The sequence below is a fragment of the Asticcacaulis sp. AND118 genome (genome assembly GCF_020535245.1).
Taxonomy (GTDB): domain Bacteria; phylum Pseudomonadota; class Alphaproteobacteria; order Caulobacterales; family Caulobacteraceae; genus Asticcacaulis.
Map to the genome: position 1 here is coordinate 171,432 of NZ_CP084911.1, position 17,884 is coordinate 189,315.

The following is a 17,884-nucleotide window of genomic DNA, read 5'->3' on the forward strand; positions in this document are numbered from 1 at the left end:
GCTGCGAGGTAGCTTGCCAAACATCCTCCCTTGCGAGCCTTTGGCGAAGCGGGGGAGGTGTCGCCGAGTGCAACGAGGTGACGGAGGGGGGCATTCCTCCGTTTTCGCCCCCTCCGCCGTACGCTTCACTACAGGGGAGGAGGTAGGGTCTCGACACCCGCGAGCGAAAGGCGCAAATGAGGACGCATGACTCACGACCCTCTCGCCCTTCCCGACGCCCCCAAAGCCAACTGGGTGGACCTCTACGCCCCTGCGCCGCTGCGCCCGTGGCTGAGGCTGGGGCGTTTCGACCGCCCCATCGGCATCTGGCTGCTGTTCCTGCCGGGCGCCATGGGGCTCGTCTTCGGCGCGGCGGAGCCTTTGTCGTTCGAAGTGGCGTACAAGCTGATCCTGTTCGCGCTGGGCTCGGCGCTGATGCGTGGGGCGGGCTGCGCCTACAATGACTTCGTCGATCGCGATTTCGACGCCAAGGTCGAGCGCACGCGCCTGCGTCCCATTCCATCGGGTCAGATCCGCCCGAAACAGGCCCTGGCGTTCGTCGCCCTGTCCTCGCTGATCAGCCTCGTGATCCTGCTGCAACTGGGTTGGACCGCCATCTGGCTGGGCGTCGCCTCGCTGGGGCTGGTGGCCGCCTATCCGTTCATGAAGCGCATCACCTGGTGGCCGCAGGCGTGGCTGGGCCTGACCTTCAACTGGGGTTTTTTGATGGGTGTGGCGACCATGACCGGCACGCTGAGCCTCGGCGCGGTCATCTTCTATGCCGGCCTGATGTTCTGGACGCTGGGCTACGACACCATCTACGCCTATCAGGACATCGAGGACGACGCCATGATCGGCGTGAAATCCTCGGCCCGCGCGCTCGGCAACAAGGGCAGGAGCGGCATTTCGGTCTTTTACGCCCTGGCCGTGGCCCTGACCGGCATCGGCAGCATCCTCAACGGTCTGAGCTGGCCGCTCTATGCCGGCCTATTGGCTGTGTGTCTGCATCTGTTCTGGCAGGTCAACACCTTGCGAATCGATGATAACCGGCGTCTTCTGAAGCTGTTCAAAGCGAATCGCGAGGCTGGCCTGCTGTGGGTGGCCGCGATCCTGATCGGACACTGGCGGCCCTAGAGCGCCGGACGCGAGGCTGAAACGATGACTCGGATGAGACCGCACCTGCTTATAACGGTCGCTCTCTGCGCGCTGACCCTGATCTCCTGCTCGCGCAAGGACGAGGCGCATAAGGACGAAGGCCCGCCGGTCGCCGCCGCGCCGCTCAGTTTTTCGCGCCCGACGCCGGACGCCGAGGTCGCCCTGACCTTCCCCGAAACGGTCAGGGCCTTTCCGGAACTGCATAACCGCCTCTATGCCGAAGGTCAGGGTGACCTCAACGCCTTCGTCGATCAGGCCGCCAGGGACCGCAAGGAACTGAGCGCCGCCGGTTCCGAAGCCCCGCCGTATTTCCGTTCGATCACCTGGACCCTGCCGGCGCAATCCGAGCATCTGGCCTCGCTCTATGCCGAGCAGTCGGAATTCACCGGCGGCGCGCACCCGAACGCCAGCTATCAGACCGTGCTGTGGGACAAGGCCGCCAAGCAGGCCATCGATGCGCACCTGCTGTTTGCGCCCAATGCCGACCTGAGCCATGCCGATGCCTTCCTGTGCCGTCAGATCGAGGCCGAGCGCTCGCGCCGCAACGAGACCCCGACGACCCAGACCGCCACCGGTTTCACCTGCCCCAAGCTGATCGACAGCCATCTGGCGCTGGTGCCGTCCACCACTTCCGGTAAGATCGGGGCGGTCGAAGCCCTGTTCGCCCCCTATGAGGTCGGCCCCTATGCCGAGGGCGCCTATCAGATCCGCGTGCCGCAGGCGGTCCTCCGCGGCCTGATCAGCCCGGCCTACGCCGCCGATTTCGCCGGCGAACCGGTCGCGGCCACCGCCCCTTCGGCACCGTGACGAACCCGAAAGCGTTTGTCCGCGCCCATACCCAGCCCCTGCCCGTGCCCTCGCTCCCGGACCTCCACCTCTATCAGGCGGCGGAGGTCACCTCACTATGGCAGATGACCGAGGCCGAACTGGCGCAGAACGGTCTGGCCCCGCCCTTCTGGGCCTTTCCGTGGGCCGGCGGTCAGGCGCTGAGCCTGTGGCTGAGGCAGCACCCCGAAACCGTCGCCGGCAAACGCGTCTTCGATCTGGCCTGCGGGTCAGGTCTGGTCGGTATAGTGGCGGCGAAGCTGGACGCGGCTCAGGTCACCGCCAACGACATCGACCCGTTCGCCGCGGCCGCCGTGGCGCTCAATGCCGCGCTGAACGGCGTGAGCATCGCCTATAACGGCGAAGACCGCCTGTCCGGTGAGCCGCCCGCCGTCGATGTCATTCTGGCGGGGGATATCTGTTATGAGCGGACGATGACCGAGGCCATGCTGACATTTTTGCGCAAGGCCCGCGCGCAGGGTGTCGCCGTCTATGTCGGCGACCCGCACCGCAGCTACTTCCCCGCCGAAGGCCTCGCGCGGCTCGCCACCTTCGACATCCACACCGACACGCAGATTGAAGACCGCGCCGTGAAACCGGCCAGCGTCTGGAGCCTGATATGACCAAACACCACAAGATCGATTACGTCGAATGGCCCGCCACGGCCCTGCCCGAAACCAAGGCCTTCTACGGTCAGGTGTTCGGCTGGAGCTTCATCGACTACGGCCCTACCTACGCCGCCCTGGCCGAGGCGGGCCTTGATGGCGGCTTCGATGCCGATGCCGGACCGGTCAAGCCGCTGGTCATTCTGTATTCGGACGACCTCGAAGCCTCGCGCGACGCCGTACGGGCGGCCGGCGGGCAACTGTCGAAAGATATCTTCAGCTTCCCCGGCGGCCGGCGGTTTCAGTTCACCGATCCGTCGGGCAACAAACTGGGCGTGTGGAGCGACAAATAGGGGTTGCCCACGCCACAAGGTTTGGGCGATATGACGCCACTGACCGTGCGCCGTTTCCCCCCTCTCCCTTGAGGGAGAGGGTTGGGGTGAGGGGGAGATATCCGTTCCACATGCGTAATATTGCGTTGTTTACCCCCCTCACCCGGACCTTACGGTCCACCCTCTCCCTCAAGGGAGAGGGACAATGAGCTTTACCGATCAGTTGCAAAACCGCTGGGCGCAAATCCGGACAGGCAAATGGGGAGACGAACCGCTGATGCGCGTTCTGGGCCAAGAGCCCGTCCTGCGCTGGCTTCTGGGCTTCGCCATCCTGTGCCTGGCCAGTTTCAACTTCGCGCGCGACCTGAACGACCCGCGTCAGGCCTTCTGGGACGAGAGCTATTACGTCACGGCGCTGGAACGCTACGAAGGCCATGTCGCCTCCTACGCCTCGCACCCGCCGCTCGGTTTCATGCTGATGAAGGTCGGGCGCGACATTGTCGGCGACGCCGATGCCGTCGACAGCCGCTTTCTGGCCGACATCAAGAAGACCGACACGCGCAAGATTCCGGATGGCTACAGCTTCACCGGCGTGCGCCTGATGGGCGGCCTGTTCGGCGCGGTGGGGGCCGTGCTGTTCTACCTCATCTGCCTGACCATCACGCGCGAAGCCTTTTCTGCTGCCATATTCAGCCTGCTTTACGTATTCGAAAACGCCCTGATCGTACATTTCCGCGCCGGGCACCTTGACCCGTTCCAGATCACCTTCGCCCTGGGCGGGATACTGGTCTGGCTGCGCGCCTTCTGCGACCCGAAAAAGGACAGTTGGAAGCACGCGGCGCTGTTCGGCGCGCTGATCGGGCTGAGTTTCATGGTCAAGGTCAATACGCTGGTCCTGCTGGCCCTGCCGGGCTTCACCGCCCTGCGCGACCTGATCCGCAGCCGATGGCCGATGGACCGCACCGTGGGCCATATCGCCGCCAAGGCCGCCGCCGTGTCGGGGGCCTTCGCCGCCATCGTGGTGTCGATCTTCGTCCTGCATACGCTGGTCAATCCGGTCGCCCCTGACTTCAAGTCCGACGCCGGGCGCAAGGACCTGCCCTATATCACCGAGCCGTACAAGGCGTGGCTGGAGAAGCGCGGGCCGCTGACGCCGCAGGTGCTCTATGACGCCACCAACGGCTATTTCGGCTTCATGAACAACGACTTCACCGGCATCGTGAAGACCGAAAAGAACGGCTCCAACCCCGCCCTGTGGCCGGTGATGCACAAGACCATCACCTATCGCTGGGACTCGAACAAAGGCCGCACCAGCTATGTGCAGATGGCCGGCAATCTGTTCAACTGGACAGTCGGCGGGCTGGCCCTGATCGCGGCTCTGGTGCTGCTGGCGCAGCGCGCCTTCCAGAAGAAGCCGTGGCTCGACACGCATGAAATGGACGTGATGGCGGCGGTGCTCGGCATGTGGGGGGTCTTCATGGGCATCCACATCTGGCTCGGCACCCAGCGCGTCATGTACATCTATCATTACTTCGCCGCCCTGCTGCTCAGCTTCATGCTGCTGCCCTTGCTCTATCAGGTGCTCAAAAGCCGCTTCACCTGGATCGAAAAGCAGAAGGATTATGTGCTGGGCGCGGTGTGTCTGGGCGCGGCGGCGGGCTTTATCTGGATATCGCCCCTCACCTACCATCAGCCCCTGACCCGTTCGGAATGCGAGGCGCGCAACATCCCGTTCAAGCTGGTCCGCTGCGAGCCCAAGGTGAAACCCGCCGGTTCTTCTTCCTCTTCGATCTCATCTTAAGGTCATCGCGTCTTCAAAAGGCCCCAAAGCCTGATAAGGTCGTTTCCGGATACAGGAGCGACTGATGACACTGAAGGCTATGGTGCTGGGATTCGTGCTGGCCGTCGGATTGACGGGAGGACTGTCTGGCGCGGCGACCGCCGACAAGCTGAAACCCAATGTCTCCGGCGCGCAGTTCGCCCACCTCTATTCCGATCTGCCCGTCGATCCGCAGGCGCGCTTCGGCCGCCTGTCCAACGGCATGACCTACGTCATGTACCCCAATACCGCCCAGCCGGGTAAGGTGGTGCTGCGTCTGCGCATCGGCGCGGGCCCGCTGGACGAAGCGGATGAGGAAAGCGGCGTTGCCCACTTGATCACCTACATGGCCTTTTCCGGCTCGACCCACTATCCGGAGGGCGATCTGTTCCGCCAGCTTGAGCGTCAGGGCATCCAGATGGGCGCGGGCCAGCAGACCCAGTCCAGCGAGGGCGAAACCAGCTATCAGATCACCCTGCCGCGCAACGACGACGCCACGCTCGACACCGGCTTCAACGTCATGCAGGACATGGCGTTCGGCCTGACCTTCCCCGAAACGGCGGATCAACGCGACCGCGCCGTCGTCGTCACCCAGATGAACAACGCCTCTCAGCCGCTGCAGCGCCATTACGAAAACTGGCTGCGCACGGCCTTTGCCGGTCAGCTCCTGCCCGAACGGCCGCAGAAGGGTCTGCGCGACATCGTCCTCTATACGCCGCGCGAGCAGATCCGCAGCTTCTACGACACCTTTTACCGCCCCGACCGCGCCACCCTGATCATCGTCGGCGACATCGACCCGGCCGCCATCGAGAAGCGCATCGAAAAGGCCTTCGGCGGCTGGAAAGCTAAAACCGACGCCCCGCTCCCGCGCGACCCCGGCGCCTATGAACCCAAGGGCCCGCGCGGCTATACCTATTTCGAGGCCGGCATGCCCGAAATGATCGATCTGGCGTGGGTCGAGCCCGCCGAAACGCGCTTTCAGAACCGCGAGCGCGTGCGTGACATGATGCTTGAGCATCTGGCGCTGGCCGCGCTCGACAACCGCATGGACCGCGCCGCCGCCCGCCCGGACAGCGCCTTCGCCCGCGCCGGCCTCAACAGCCAGCAGTTCCAGCGCACCGGCGACAGCGTCAGCCTGATGGTCATGCCGAAGCCGGGCGAGGCGCAGAAGGCCCTGAGCGAGGCGCTCAATCTGGCGCGTCAGGCCGGTGCGTACGGTTTCAGCGAGGCCGAGTTCGCCCGCGCCGCCGCCGATTACGAGGCCGGCCTGCGCCAGCGCGTCGAGGGCGCGGCCACCCGCTCGAACGAATGGATCGCCGACATGATCTCCGGCTCGATCGAGGGTCGTTACGTGATCAATTCCCCGGCGCAGGACCTGCAATTCTATACCGACCTCAAGCCCGAACTGTCGCGCGAAGCCGTCAATGCCTATATCAAGGCGCTGTTCAAACGCGACGGGCCGCTGATCGCCGTGACCGGCCCCGCCCCGGTCGCCGGTCTTGAGCCCGCTGCGCTCGAAAAGACCTATGCCGAGCTGGAAAAGACCCCCGTCGCCGCGCCGCAGGCCGAAACCGCCAAGGCCTGGGCCTATGCCGACTTCGGCGCACCGGTCGCGCCGGTGAAGACCGAGAGCGACGCGGCGCTGGGCACGACGCGCCTGACCTACGCCAACGGCGTCAAGGTGACGCTCAAGCCGTCGAAGCTGCAGGCCGGTTCAGTGATGGTCAGCGTGCGCGCCCTGGGCGGGCTGAAACGCCTGTCGCCCAAGACGCCGGACGCCGCCTTCGCCCTGAACTTTTACGACATCTTTCAGGGCGGACTGAACAAGATGTCGGCGACCGAGATCGAGGAATCGCTGGCGGGGATGAATTTCGACCTCGCCTATCGCCTGACCGAAGACGCCGCCCTGCTGGTGGGGCAGAGCGCGACGCACGACTTCGCCCGCGAAATGCAGTTGCTGCGCGCCTTCTATTCCGACGCCGCCTTCGACCCGGCCTATCTGGAGCGCCTGCGCCACTCCATACCGTCCTATTTCACCTACGCCACAACCAATCCACCGGGCGTCATGGCCATGCACCTGCCGCGTCTGGCCTATGACGGCGATGCGCGCGTGACGCCGATGTCTCAGGCCGAGATGCTGGCGCTGGGCAATGACCGCATTGCCGATCTGGTCCGCACCTCCCTGTACGATGTCCCGCTGGAAATCGTCATCGTCGGCGATATCAGCGTGGAACAGGCGCGACCGGCGCTCGACGCCACCTTCGGCCTCCTGCCCCCCCTGCCCGCCCGATATACGCCGGCTGAGGGCGGCGAGACGGCGCGCTTCCCGACCACGGGCCTGTACAAGACCCTCTACCATCAGGGCAGCCCCGAACAGGCCCTGATGCTGATCGCCTTTCCCACCACCGACCGCTACAGCGACCCGAAGACGGCGCTGGGCCTCGACCTGCTGGCCGAGGTGCTGAGCCTGCGCCATTACGAGGCCGGGCGCGCCGAAAGCGGCACCACCTACGTGCCGCTGGCCCGTCACGTCCCGTCGGGCGCGTTTAAAGGCTTCGGCTACCTGTCGGCGACGGTGCAGCTCTATCCGGGCGCCGAAAACGGCTTCTATACCAGCTTCCTCGGTCTGATCGACGGACTGAAGACCGCCCCCGCCACGGCGGATGAACTGCTGCGCGGGCGTCAGCTCCTGCTGCGCCGCATGACCGAAGAGGACCGCAATAACAGCTACTGGCTGGCGGCCCTGTCCGGGATCGACGGCAATGCCGGTCAGCGCGAATACGTGCTGAAGCGTCAGGCCCTGCTCGAATCGCTCACCCCCGCCGATCTTCAGGACCTCGCCAAGCGCTATCTCGATGCGTCGAAAGCGCTGAAAACGGTCGTGCTGCCTGTCCCGAAAGGCGACTCGCGGGCTTCATAACCCCTAACAACCCTTGCGATACCGCCACAATAACGCTGGCACGCCATTTGAACCCTCACAGGCGAACCGTCCCGAAACGGTACGCTTACAGATAGAACGAGGGATAACCTAATGGCTAACGACATCGACCTGCACCTGGGCAAGCGCCTGCGCCGCCGCCGCCGCCTGCTGGGCCTGACCCAGCAGCAACTGGCTCTGGCCGTCGGCATCCGCTTCCAGCAGATCCAGAAGTACGAATGCGGCGCCAACCGCATCTCCGCCGCCCGCCTGTTCCAACTGGCCAAGGCGCTGGAAACCCCGGTCACCTATTTCTACGACGGCCTCGAAGACAACACCACCGAAGTCGCCGCTGTGCAGAACGAAGGCATCGAAGTGTTTTCGCGCAAGGAAACCCTCGACCTCATTCAGGCCTATTACCGCCTGTCGGAGCGTCCGCGCCGTCGCCTGCTCGATCTCGCCAAGTCGCTGAACACCGAGACCGAAACCGCCGCTTGATCGCGGTTGGATAAGTATTGAGTTCCGCCCGGCGGACGCCTACACATGCAGCAGATTCAACATGCGCAGGTGATCAATGGCGTCCACGGCCGAACTCGAAACTCTGGAAGCCTTTATCCTTCGTCTGGCGGACGCAGCGGCAGGCGTCGCCCTGCCGCTGTTCCGTTCGCTCGAACTGGGCGAGATCAATAAGGGCAATGCCAGCCGGGCCGACGTGCATTTCGACCCGGTGACCGAGGCGGACAAAGGCGCCGAACGGGCCATCCGCGCCCTGATCGAGGCCGAATACCCCGCGCACGGCATTATCGGCGAAGAATACGGCACGGTGCGCGCCGACGCCGAATACGTCTGGGTGCTCGACCCCGTCGACGGCACGCGCGCCTTCATCTCCGGCCTGCCGCTGTGGACCACCCTCATCGGCCTGCGCCACAGGGGTCGTCCCATTATGGGCGTCATCGCCCAGCCCTTCCTCAAAGAAATCTTCCTCGGCTCGCCGCTGGGTTCGCGCCTGATCACGCCCGCCGGCTCGACGCCGCTCAGGGTGCGCGACGGCGCCTCGCTGGCACAGGCCGTTCTGGCCACCACCGACCCGCATCTCTATTCCGGTGACGAAGAGCCCGCCTTCACCTCGCTGCGCACCGCCGCCAAGCTGATCCGCTATGGCTGCGACGCCTACGCCTTCGCCATGGTGGCGCAGGGCACGATGGACGCGGCGCTGGAAACGGGACTCAAGGCCTGGGACATCGACGCCATCATCCCCGTCATCGAAAACGCCGGGGGCCTCGTCACCGACTGGGCGGGCGCACCGGTCGGCCCTTACGGGGGGCAAGTCATCGCCGCCGGCTCACGCGCCATACTCGACGCCGCGATCGGGCATTTGTCTGCCGCCTCGAAAGCCGCAGACCCGCACTGATCACATGTTCTTTGCTGCGTCGGAGGGCGTTTCGCCCTCCGTCTCTTCCCAATCCGCCACCTCGACCTCGGCCCGCGCGGTGCGCGCCGCATCGGTCACAGACAGGCGTTCGGGCGGCAGCGGCGGCGCATAGACCGGCACGTCGCTCAGTTCGTAGGAGACGTAGATCGACTGCGCCGTTGCCGGGCGTACGACCCTTTCAATCTCTTTGGTCTCCACCTCTTGCGGCTCGGCGATGACGACGTCTTCGACGACCGTTTCGGCGGGCACGTGCGAATCGAACACCTCGGTGGCGGTCGGCGCGACGGGCTCGGCCACCTCGACCTCGACCACCGGCACCTCATCCAAAGCCGCATAGGGGATCGACGAAAGCGCCGCCGCCGGCAGGGCCTCGCCCGGCAGGTTGAACTCGACCGTCTCGTCGAACTCGGCCCAGAAGGCGCGGCGGTAAGCGTCCAGTTCCATCAGGATTTCGTGGTCGGCCCCGGCGATTTCGATGCAGCGCCCCTTGAGCAGTTTCTTGGCGAAGGCCTTGGTCGGCTGCTTCATCATCAGGCTGTCGTCGCCGGACATCACGATCGAAACCGGCGTGCGCACCTTCTTCAGCACCTTGCCCTTGTCCTTGAGCAGGGTGTCGCCGATGCGTAGCGCGAACAGCAGCCAGCCCCAGGTCGGGGTGCCGACCGCCAGATGCGGACAGGCGAACAGTTGCTCGCGCCACAGATTGTAGCGCGCCGCATCGTGGGTCAGGGCGTCTTCCTCGAACGTATGCTCGAACGGATCGTCGAACAGTTCGGGCACATAGTCGCTGCCCTGCCCGTGCTTGACCTTCCAGTCGGTCTGGAACATCACCGACCACAGGGAATGTTTCCCCGTCTTGATGCGCAGCATGGGGTTGATGAAAACGGCGGCGCTGAACCGCTCCTCGCCGCGCGTCAGGGTCGACAGGTTGAGCGCCGCGCCCATCGAGTGGCCGAGCATGACCCACGGCTTGGGCGCGCGGTCCTCGAACCCGTCCAGCAGGCGCTGATAGTCGTCGAGGAACTCGTCTTCCGAACGCGCATGGCCTTTCAGGCGGTCGGGCAGCAGGCGCGCCGACAGGCCCTGACCGCGCCAGTCGTGGACCACCACGCAGAAGCGCCGCGCCAGAAGGTCGGTGACGACCTCATAATATTTCTCGATCGGCTCGGCGCGGCCGGGGCTGACGAAGACCGTGCCGCGCGCCGGCCCCCTAGGCTGCCAGAAACCGAGCCGCAAACGCAAGCCCCCGGCGCCGCGAAACCATTCGCCCACGCCGCCTTCGGGCGGCCGGTATTCCGGTATCGCCATCAGCGGCGCGGCAGAGGACAGGGAGGCAATGCGGGTCACGGTGCGGTCTCGGAAACGTCAGGTAGAATATCAGGCTGGCTTGCGGAATTTGAGGGTCATCCGATCGCTTTCGCCGATGGATTCATACAGTGTACCATCAAAATCGGGATTTGGCGGCTCGCCGCGCGGCGAGGTCAGACGATAGGGCGGCAGGGTCCACACCCCGAACGGATGCGCCTTGTTATCCTTGGGGTTGGCGTTGATTTCGGACGCTTCGAGGAACTCGAAACCGGCTTCCGCCGCCAGTTGCTTGACGAAAGGCTCCTGCACATAGCCGTTGGTCGCCGCCGGGTCCTGCGCATTGCCGACATCGGCGCGATGCTGTTCGATCCCCAGTATGCCGCCGGGCTTGAGCGCCGCGAAGGCGTCGGCAAAGGCCTTTTCCGCCAGCCCTGCCGCCATCCAGTCGTGCAGCACCAGCAGAAAGAGGAGGGAGTCCGCGCTTTCGGCATCGGCCAGCGCCGTGGTCTGCGGCCCGAAGGCGGAAAACGCCAGTTCGCCGTAAAGCTTGGTGTCGGCGGTGAAACGGCGGCGGTATTCGCCGGTCAGGGTCGCCGCTTCCGGCGCGGTCGCCTCGTTCTCGATCAGGGCCGCCACGTACTGACCCTTGCCGCGCGCCAGATAGGGCGCAAGGATGTCGGTCATGTAACCGGCGCCCGGCCACATGTCGATGACGGTGTCGCGCGGTTTGATCTCGAAAAATTCAAGCGTCTCGATGGGGTGGCGGTACTTGTCGCGCTGACGGTCGATGTCGTTGCGCCATTTGCCGCCCACGGCCCACGGCAGGGAGCCCTCGGCAGCCGCGCCGCTGTCCGGCGCCGTCTCGCTCTTGCGCCCGCAGGCGGCCAGCACGGACGACAGGCCGAGAGTCAGAACGGACGTGGCTCCCAGACGCAGAACCGCGCGCCGGTCGAAACTCGTTATGGAAGGCTGACGCACCAATAGGCTACCCGCAATGAACTGTTTCAATCATGGAAACGGTCTAGGGAACCTAGAGCGGTTTCGGCACGCTGTGAAGCCTTTTGCAGGACAAAAGACGGGGAAGCTCACCCCTCGCCTTCGATCTCCTTCATGGCGCTTTGCAGGTAGTTGGCTTCGCCCAGCAGCTTGATCAGGCCCAGTTGCGTTTCCAGCCAGTCGATATGGTGCTCGGTGTCCGACAGGATCTGCTTGAGCAGTTCGCGGCTGACGTAGTCGTGCACGTCCTCGCACTGCTTGATGCCAGCGACCAGTATGCCGTGGCCGCGGGTTTCCACCGACAGGTCGGCGGTCAGGCATTCGGTGATGGTTTCACCGATCTTCAGCTTGTGCAGATCCTGGAGATTGGGCAGGCCTTCGAGGAAGAAGATACGCTTGATCAGCAGGTCGGCGTGCTTCATCTCCTCGATCGATTCCTGATAGACGATGCGTCCCAGGTGATAGAGGCCCCAGTTTTCCAGCATACGCGCGTGCAGGAAATACTGGTTGATCGCCGTCAGCTCGTTGGTAAGCACGGCATTGAGAAGCTTTATGATATTCGGGTTGCCCTGCATGGCCGCACTCCTGTGGTGAAGGCAGCGATCCGGGAGGGTCTTTACTCAGCCGCCAGACGGACGCTGGCGCTTACCTCATCGATCATCTGCCGGATGTCGCACACACATTTGGCGCATTGGGCCTGTGTCTGGCAATGGGAGAAAACGGCTTTTACCGTGGTCGCCCCCGATAAAATGGCCTTTTGCGCGTCTCTTTCGCGTATTGCGTTACAATTGCAGACGTACACTGACAAACCTCTGAGAATGCCTCTCATATAGCATCCTCCAGATTCAATTGCAAGTCAGTCGCAACGCCTTGATGCAGAATCATTCAAGGAATGAGAGGCCTTCTCAAACAAGGGCTTAAGCCGGGACTAGGCCTGTTCCTTGAAGCTCACCGTCACGCCGCGCTTCTTGAAATAAGACTGCATCAGCTTGCGGCCCGCACGGTTGTTCTGCGCCAGACGCGAGGGCTCGACCACGGCCTCCTTCTGACCCGCGGCGGCCAGAGCGACCTTCAGCGCGGCGATGTGGGTGTCCAGTTCGGCATTGTCGTCGATCAGCGAGGTGTAGACGTTTTCGAGCGCTTCGGCGACAGTCAGTGCGGTCAAGGGGAAACTCCTTCGTTTTGTGCGCCTGTTAGCAGAAGGCCCTCCTAGCTTCAAGCCTGGCCTTCAAGCCTGAAGCCAAGAGGGCCTTAATTCACCCCATGCCGGAAAACGGCGGACGCCGCATCGCTGCGACATCCGCCAAACCTGATCGTCACGCCACGGTCAGGGTAGTCGTCTTCAGGTCGCGGCTGTTGGGCCCGACCATCAGGGTGAAGGTGCCGGCTTCGACGACGCGTTTCATGTCAGTGTCGAAGAAGGCGAGATCCGCCGGGGTAAGGCTCAGCGTCACGGTCGTCTTTGCGCCCGGCTCCAGCGTCACGCGCTTGAAGCCCTTCAGTTCCTTCACCGGACGGGTGACCGACGAATAGTCGTCGCGGATATAGAGCTGCACCACCTCGTCACCCTTGAGCTTGCCCGTATTGGTCACATCGACCGAAACGGTGACGCTTTCGGTGGCGGCGATGGTCGCCTTCGACAGGCGCGGTGCGGAGATGTCGAAGGTGGTGTAGCTGAGACCGAAACCGAACGGATAGAGCGGCGACGTGTCCCCGCCGAGATAACCGCGGCGCGCCGTCGGCTTGTGGTTATAGAAGACCGGCAACTGCCCCGTATTGCGCGCAAAGGTAATGGGCAGCTTGCCGCCCGGATTGGCGCGGCCGAACAGCAGGTCGGCGGCGGCATGGCCCGTCTCCTGCCCCATATACCAGCCTTCGATGATGGCGTCGGCCTTGTCCTGCAACAGGTTGATCGACAACGGACGGCCATTGAGCAGGAAGACCACGGTCGGCTTTTTCAGCGCGAAGATGGCGGCCGCCAGATCGTTCTGCTGTCCCACCATATCGAGCGAATCGCGGTCGCCGAGGTGGTTGTCGGCCCAGGCTTCGCGCGAGGTCTGTTCGTTGTCGCCCAGCACCATGACGATGGTATCGGCGGATTTCGCCGCCTCGACGGCTTCGGCGATCAGTTTGGCGTTGACCGCCGGATCGACAAAGGTCACCTCGTCCGCCGCCCAGTCGCGCTTCTCGGTGAGGCGCACGGCCTCACGGTACTCAAGCGTAAAGCCCTGCGCCTTGGCCTCCTTTTCCAGCCCCTCGTGGATCGACACGACGTGGCGCGGGATTTCGGAATAGCCGCCGATCGGCGTGTCCTTGGCGTGGGTGCCGAGCAGCAGCAGCTTGCCGACCTTTTTGCCATCCAGCGGCAGAAGGCCATTGTTCTTGAGCAGCACCGCCGAGCGTACGGCAGCCTCGCGCGCCAGAGCGATGGCGTCCGGCGTCGCCGTGAGCTTGTCGGCCTGCTTGGCGTCGACATAGGGGTTTTCGAACAGGCCGCCGAGGAATTTCAGCTCCAGAATACGGTGCACGATGGCGTCGATCTCGGCCTCTGACACGCGGCCCGACTGCACCAGCTTGATCAGGTTGGGATAGGCCTCGCCGTCCGGCGTCTCGATATCCACCCCGGCCTTGATGGCGCGGTAAGCGGCCTCGGTCATGTCGGGCACCAGATGGTGACGGCTGATCATTTCCTTGATGGCGAAATAGTCGGAGACCAGCACGCCCTTGAAGCCCCACTCGCCGCGCAGGACGGTGTCGAGCAACCATTTGTTGGCGTGGGACGGCACGCCGTCGATTTCATTGTACGAGGGCATGACCGCCGCGATCGGCGTCTCCTTGACAATCTTTTCGAACGGCGGGAAGAAGACTTCGCGCAGGGTGCGCTCGGAAATCGGCGCCGGCCCGACATTGGTACCGTTTTCAGGCTGACCGTGACCGGTCATATGCTTGAGCGTGGCGAACACCTTGTCCTTGGCCAGCTTGCGCTCGCTGCCCGAAAAGCCCAGCACTGCGGCCTTGCCCATGACGCCCATCAGGTGCGTGTCTTCGCCATAGGTCTCCTCGACGCGACCCCAACGCGGTTCACGGCAGACATCGACGACCGGCGCCAGCGCCAGATTGGCGCCGCGGGCTCGCATTTCTTTCGCGCAGACCGCAAACACCTTCTCGACCAGTTCCGGATCGAAGCTCGACGCCAGACCGATGGCCTGCGGGAAGGAGGTGGAATCGCGCGCCACGTAGCCGTGCAGGCTTTCCTCGTGCATGAACATGGGGATGCCGAGGCGGGTCTTTTCGACCGCCCACTTCTGCGCCGCATTGATATAGAGAGCGGTTTCCAGCGGATTACGGTTGACGACGCCGACATCGGCGCCGGCATTGGCCTGCGTGTTTTCGACGCCGCGACGGTCGCTGGGCCGCGCGATCATACCCAGCCCGTTCGGGAAGGCTTCCGAAGCCTTTTTGGGATCGAAATCGCCCTTCGTCGTCTGGATCTTGCCCTTCTGCAACCAGATGCACATCATCTGGGCGACCTTCTCCTCCAGCGTCATGCGCTTGAGCAGGTCATTGGTGCGGGCTTCGACCGAGGCCGAGGCGTCCTTATACAGCGGCTTGTCTGTGGCGGCGTGCGACGCCGCCGACATCGCCAGAGCGGTAGCGCTCACACCGGCGGCGAAATGGCGTCGGTTCAGTTGCAAGGTCATGACTTGTCTCCCTGTGGTCGTCGCGGGACGCATCCCGTTTCACGTTCTGATTGACCGTTTTGTGTGACCGCACACGTTTCACACCCCGGCTTGTTTATTGCGCCGCACGACGGTCTTGACCCCGTCGACGCCGTTAATTGACGACTTGCATAACCGATATACCGAGCGTTGGAAAGGGGCAATGATAGCGCTACCAGATAAGGGGCGCGCGGTATCGATTGCAGCCCGCGTTTCAGACGCGACACATGAAAAAACGACGCCGCAAGAAAATACGGCGTCGTTTTGTTGGTTACGCATACGAAAAATAACGGCGGACAGCACAACCCGCAAGGCTGCCCGCCGCTACCTGAAACCCTCAGCCCTGTCCGAGGAGACAGGCCAAAGGATCAGATTCTAGAAGCGGTAGGCCAAACCGACCGAAGCGACGACCGGGTCGAGATCGACCTCGGACTTCAGCGCGCCTTCATTGATGTTCGCATCGGTGCTGAACCACACCTTCTTGACGTCGGCATTGAGCGCCCAGTTGCCTTTCAGGGCGATATCGACCCCGGCCTGCACCGCATAGCCCAGACCGTCGTCCAGCTTCACCTTGAAGCCGTTATAGTCCTTGTCGTTGTAGAAGATCATGGCATTGACCCCCGCCCCCACATAGGGGCTGACGCGACCCTTCGGGTTGAAGTGATACTGCGCCGTGATCACCGGCGGCAGGACGCGCGTCGAATGGACCTGAACGTCGGTCGCGCCGCCGACAGCGCGCACCTCGTGCTTCGACGTGCCGAGGATGGCTTCGACCGCCACGTGATCGGTGAAGAAGTAGGTGAAGCCGAGGCTGGGGATGGTGTCGTCATTGACCTTCACATCGAGACCGGAATCGACCCCTGCTGCGGTTTTGATGTCGCCTTTTTCGTCCGGCGCGACGCTGGTCACGCGGGCGGCGACGATGAACTGCCCCTTGGCTTTCGGCTTGAAGTCCTGGGATTGAAAATTTTGGGCCGAGGCCGTGCTGGCGAGACCAATAGCCAGCAGACTGGCGCCGATCACATACATAGCTTTCATGGCGAGTTGCTCCTTCTCTTCGTGCATTTCGCGTGGCGCCGGTTTAGGCGCATCGCAGCGGCCTGTGACCTGCGCATTCCGTCGCGCGGCAGCCTGCCTCAGAGGCAGAGAGACGCGCGGCAAAAAACCACATTTATTATATGGAAATAACGCGATTGCGGTTGTGCGACTTGGGTTGTATGACGGAGCCATCAGGAGCGCCCCAAAGGAGTTGGCATGTCCGTTCGTAACCTCACGCCCGCCGAAGTCCAGACCGCTCTCGACAGCGGCGACATCCATCTGATCGACGTGCGCGAGACCTACGAATATGAGCGTGTCCGCGTCGCCGGCAGCGTCAACCAGCCGCTGTCGACCTTCCATCCCGCGGACCTGCCGCAGGACGGGAAAGAGATCATCTTCATGTGCGCGGGCGGGGTGCGCTCGCTGCGCGCCATCGAAGCGGCGCAGGCGTTCGGCATCGCGGTCGACGCACATCTGGCCCCCGGCATCAATGGCTGGATCGCCGAAGGCCTGCCGGTAGAGGCTTAGAAACTAAACATCCTCCCCTGCGAAGCGGGGGGAGGTGTCAGCGCGAAGTCGCTGACGGAGGCGGCGTTCTTTACAGGGCTTGCCCCACCCACCACTTCTTGGTCCCCCCTCCCCGCTATCGCAGGGAGGGATGTTCATTTCTACTTCCGCGTCACCCGGTCGAACACGCCGCCATCGTCAAAATGTCGGGCCTGAACCGCCGTCCAGCCCCCCAGATCACGGATGGTCGACAGGGCCACTCCCGGAAACTGCACGGCGTATTTGGCCGCCGCCACCGGATCGACCGGGCGATAATGATGCCGCCCGATGACGTCCTGTGCTTCAGGACTGTAGAGATACTCCAGATAGGCCCTCGCCACCTCGACCGTGCCCTTCTTCGCCACCACCTTGTCGAGCCACGCCACCGGCGGCTCGGCCAGTATCGAGGTCGGCGGCGTGACGATCTCGAAAGCGTCCTCCGCCCCCAGTTCCTTCAGCGCCAGCCAGGCTTCGTTCTCCCAGGTGAGAAGCACATCACCCAGCCCCCGCTGCACGAAGGTCGTGGTCGAACCGCGCGCCCCGGTATCGAGCACCGGCACATGGGCGTAGAGTTGCTGGATATAGTCGTCGGCCTTCGCCTCGTCCCCGTAGGTTTTCAGCGCCCAGGCATAGCCGGCCAGATAGTTCCAGCGCGCCCCGCCGCCCGTCTTGGGGTTCGGCGTGATCACCTCGACCCCCGGCTTGATCAGGTCGCCCCAATCCCTGATGCCCTTGGGGTTGCCCTTGCGCACCAGAAAGACGATGATCGAAGTATAGGGCGAGGACTGATGGGGCAATCGCCCCTGCCAGTCGGACGGAAGTAAACCACTCTTCCCGGCGATGGTGTCTATGTCCTGCGACAAGGCCAGCGTCACCACATCGGCCTCCAGCCCGTCGATCACCGCGCGCGCCTGCTTGCCGGACCCGCCGTGCGACTGACGGATCACGACCTCTTGCCCGGTCTTCTCTCGCCAGTGTTTGGCGAACAGGGCGTTATACTCGTCGTACAACTCCCGCGTCGGGTCGTAGGAGACGTTGAGCAGTTCAAGGGCCGGCTTCCTGGCCGCCGGCGCGGGTGTACAGGCCGACAGCAGGGTCAGCGCGGTTGCGCCCGTCAGGAGATGGCGGCGGTCAAGGACAGGTGTCGTCATGATCTCAATCCAGTGAAGAGGGCGTCTGCGGAGTTCGCAGACGCCCGACTGTCAGGTCTTGA

17 protein-coding genes are annotated in these 17,884 nt (G+C 63.8%); 9 read left to right on the forward strand and 8 right to left on the reverse strand.

Going from position 1 to position 17,884, the window contains the following annotated elements; genetic code table 11:
- Positions 1 to 186 precede the first annotated feature (186 nt).
- From ubiA to hisN, 8 genes are all read left to right on the forward strand, one after another.
- Entirely contained in the window at positions 187 to 1,113 is a 927-nt protein-coding gene (ubiA, locus tag LH365_RS14320; protein ID WP_226746038.1) for a 4-hydroxybenzoate octaprenyltransferase, read from the forward strand.
- Between the two features lie 33 nt (positions 1,114 to 1,146).
- Positions 1,147 to 1,941: a DUF3298 and DUF4163 domain-containing protein gene (locus LH365_RS14325; RefSeq protein WP_226746039.1), complete on the forward strand. Its 795-nt coding sequence runs from the start codon at positions 1,147 to 1,149 to the stop codon at positions 1,939 to 1,941.
- On the forward strand, positions 1,938 to 2,582 hold the full coding sequence (locus LH365_RS14330) for a methyltransferase (protein ID WP_226746040.1): 645 nt from the start codon (positions 1,938 to 1,940) through the stop codon (positions 2,580 to 2,582). Before LH365_RS14325 ends, LH365_RS14330 begins: the two co-directional genes overlap by 4 nt.
- A complete protein-coding gene (locus LH365_RS14335; protein ID WP_226746041.1) occupies positions 2,579 to 2,917 on the forward strand; it encodes a VOC family protein in 339 nt (112 codons plus the stop codon). Before LH365_RS14330 ends, LH365_RS14335 begins: the two co-directional genes overlap by 4 nt.
- A gap of 184 nt (positions 2,918 to 3,101) precedes the next feature.
- Positions 3,102 to 4,697 carry a phospholipid carrier-dependent glycosyltransferase gene (locus LH365_RS14340; protein WP_226746042.1) on the forward strand — a complete coding sequence of 532 codons (1,596 nt, stop codon included), beginning with the start codon at positions 3,102 to 3,104 and terminating at the stop codon, positions 4,695 to 4,697.
- A gap of 64 nt (positions 4,698 to 4,761) precedes the next feature.
- Entirely contained in the window at positions 4,762 to 7,635 is a 2,874-nt protein-coding gene (locus LH365_RS14345; RefSeq protein ID WP_226746043.1) for a pitrilysin family protein, read from the forward strand.
- A gap of 111 nt (positions 7,636 to 7,746) precedes the next feature.
- Entirely contained in the window at positions 7,747 to 8,130 is a 384-nt protein-coding gene (locus LH365_RS14350; RefSeq protein WP_013479089.1) for a helix-turn-helix domain-containing protein, read from the forward strand.
- A 76-nt stretch (positions 8,131 to 8,206) separates the two neighbouring features.
- Complete coding sequence (hisN, locus tag LH365_RS14355) at positions 8,207 to 9,043, forward strand: histidinol-phosphatase (protein WP_226746044.1); 837 nt, start codon at positions 8,207 to 8,209, stop codon at positions 9,041 to 9,043.
- Here hisN and LH365_RS14360 read toward each other — a convergent pair whose 3' ends face one another.
- The 7 genes from LH365_RS14360 to LH365_RS14390 all read right to left on the reverse strand — a co-directional run bounded on the left by LH365_RS14360 (position 9,044) and on the right by LH365_RS14390 (position 16,125).
- Positions 9,044 to 10,411, reverse strand: coding sequence for an alpha/beta hydrolase (locus LH365_RS14360; protein ID WP_226746045.1), 1,368 nt, complete (start codon positions 10,409 to 10,411; stop codon positions 9,044 to 9,046).
- A 30-nt stretch (positions 10,412 to 10,441) separates the two neighbouring features.
- Complete coding sequence (locus tag LH365_RS14365; protein ID WP_226746046.1) at positions 10,442 to 11,350, reverse strand: class I SAM-dependent methyltransferase; 909 nt, start codon at positions 11,348 to 11,350, stop codon at positions 10,442 to 10,444.
- A gap of 107 nt (positions 11,351 to 11,457) precedes the next feature.
- Positions 11,458 to 11,943, reverse strand: a complete 486-nt coding sequence (gene bfr, locus LH365_RS14370) for a bacterioferritin (protein ID WP_226746047.1) — start codon at positions 11,941 to 11,943, stop codon at positions 11,458 to 11,460.
- Between the two features lie 41 nt (positions 11,944 to 11,984).
- The gene (locus tag LH365_RS14375) at positions 11,985 to 12,170 is read right to left on the reverse strand and encodes a bacterioferritin-associated ferredoxin (RefSeq protein ID WP_107871867.1); all 186 of its coding nucleotides are present in this window, start codon (positions 12,168 to 12,170) and stop codon (positions 11,985 to 11,987) included.
- A 126-nt stretch (positions 12,171 to 12,296) separates the two neighbouring features.
- Complete coding sequence (locus LH365_RS14380) at positions 12,297 to 12,533, reverse strand: hypothetical protein (protein ID WP_226746048.1); 237 nt, start codon at positions 12,531 to 12,533, stop codon at positions 12,297 to 12,299.
- 151 nt (positions 12,534 to 12,684) lie between these two features.
- A complete protein-coding gene (locus LH365_RS14385) occupies positions 12,685 to 15,069 on the reverse strand; it encodes a glycoside hydrolase family 3 N-terminal domain-containing protein (RefSeq protein WP_226746049.1) in 2,385 nt (794 codons plus the stop codon).
- 393 nt (positions 15,070 to 15,462) lie between these two features.
- Positions 15,463 to 16,125, reverse strand: coding sequence for an OmpW family protein (locus LH365_RS14390; protein WP_226746050.1), 663 nt, complete (start codon positions 16,123 to 16,125; stop codon positions 15,463 to 15,465).
- A 216-nt stretch (positions 16,126 to 16,341) separates the two neighbouring features.
- On the opposite strand from LH365_RS14390, the gene LH365_RS14395 reads away from it, so the two are divergent.
- The gene (locus LH365_RS14395; RefSeq protein WP_226746051.1) at positions 16,342 to 16,653 is read left to right on the forward strand and encodes a rhodanese-like domain-containing protein; all 312 of its coding nucleotides are present in this window, start codon (positions 16,342 to 16,344) and stop codon (positions 16,651 to 16,653) included.
- Between the two features lie 140 nt (positions 16,654 to 16,793).
- On the opposite strand, the gene LH365_RS14400 is transcribed toward LH365_RS14395, so the two are convergent.
- Positions 16,794 to 17,822, reverse strand: a complete 1,029-nt coding sequence (locus tag LH365_RS14400) for a sulfate ABC transporter substrate-binding protein (RefSeq protein WP_226746052.1) — start codon at positions 17,820 to 17,822, stop codon at positions 16,794 to 16,796.
- Positions 17,823 to 17,884: the final 62 nt, after the last annotated feature.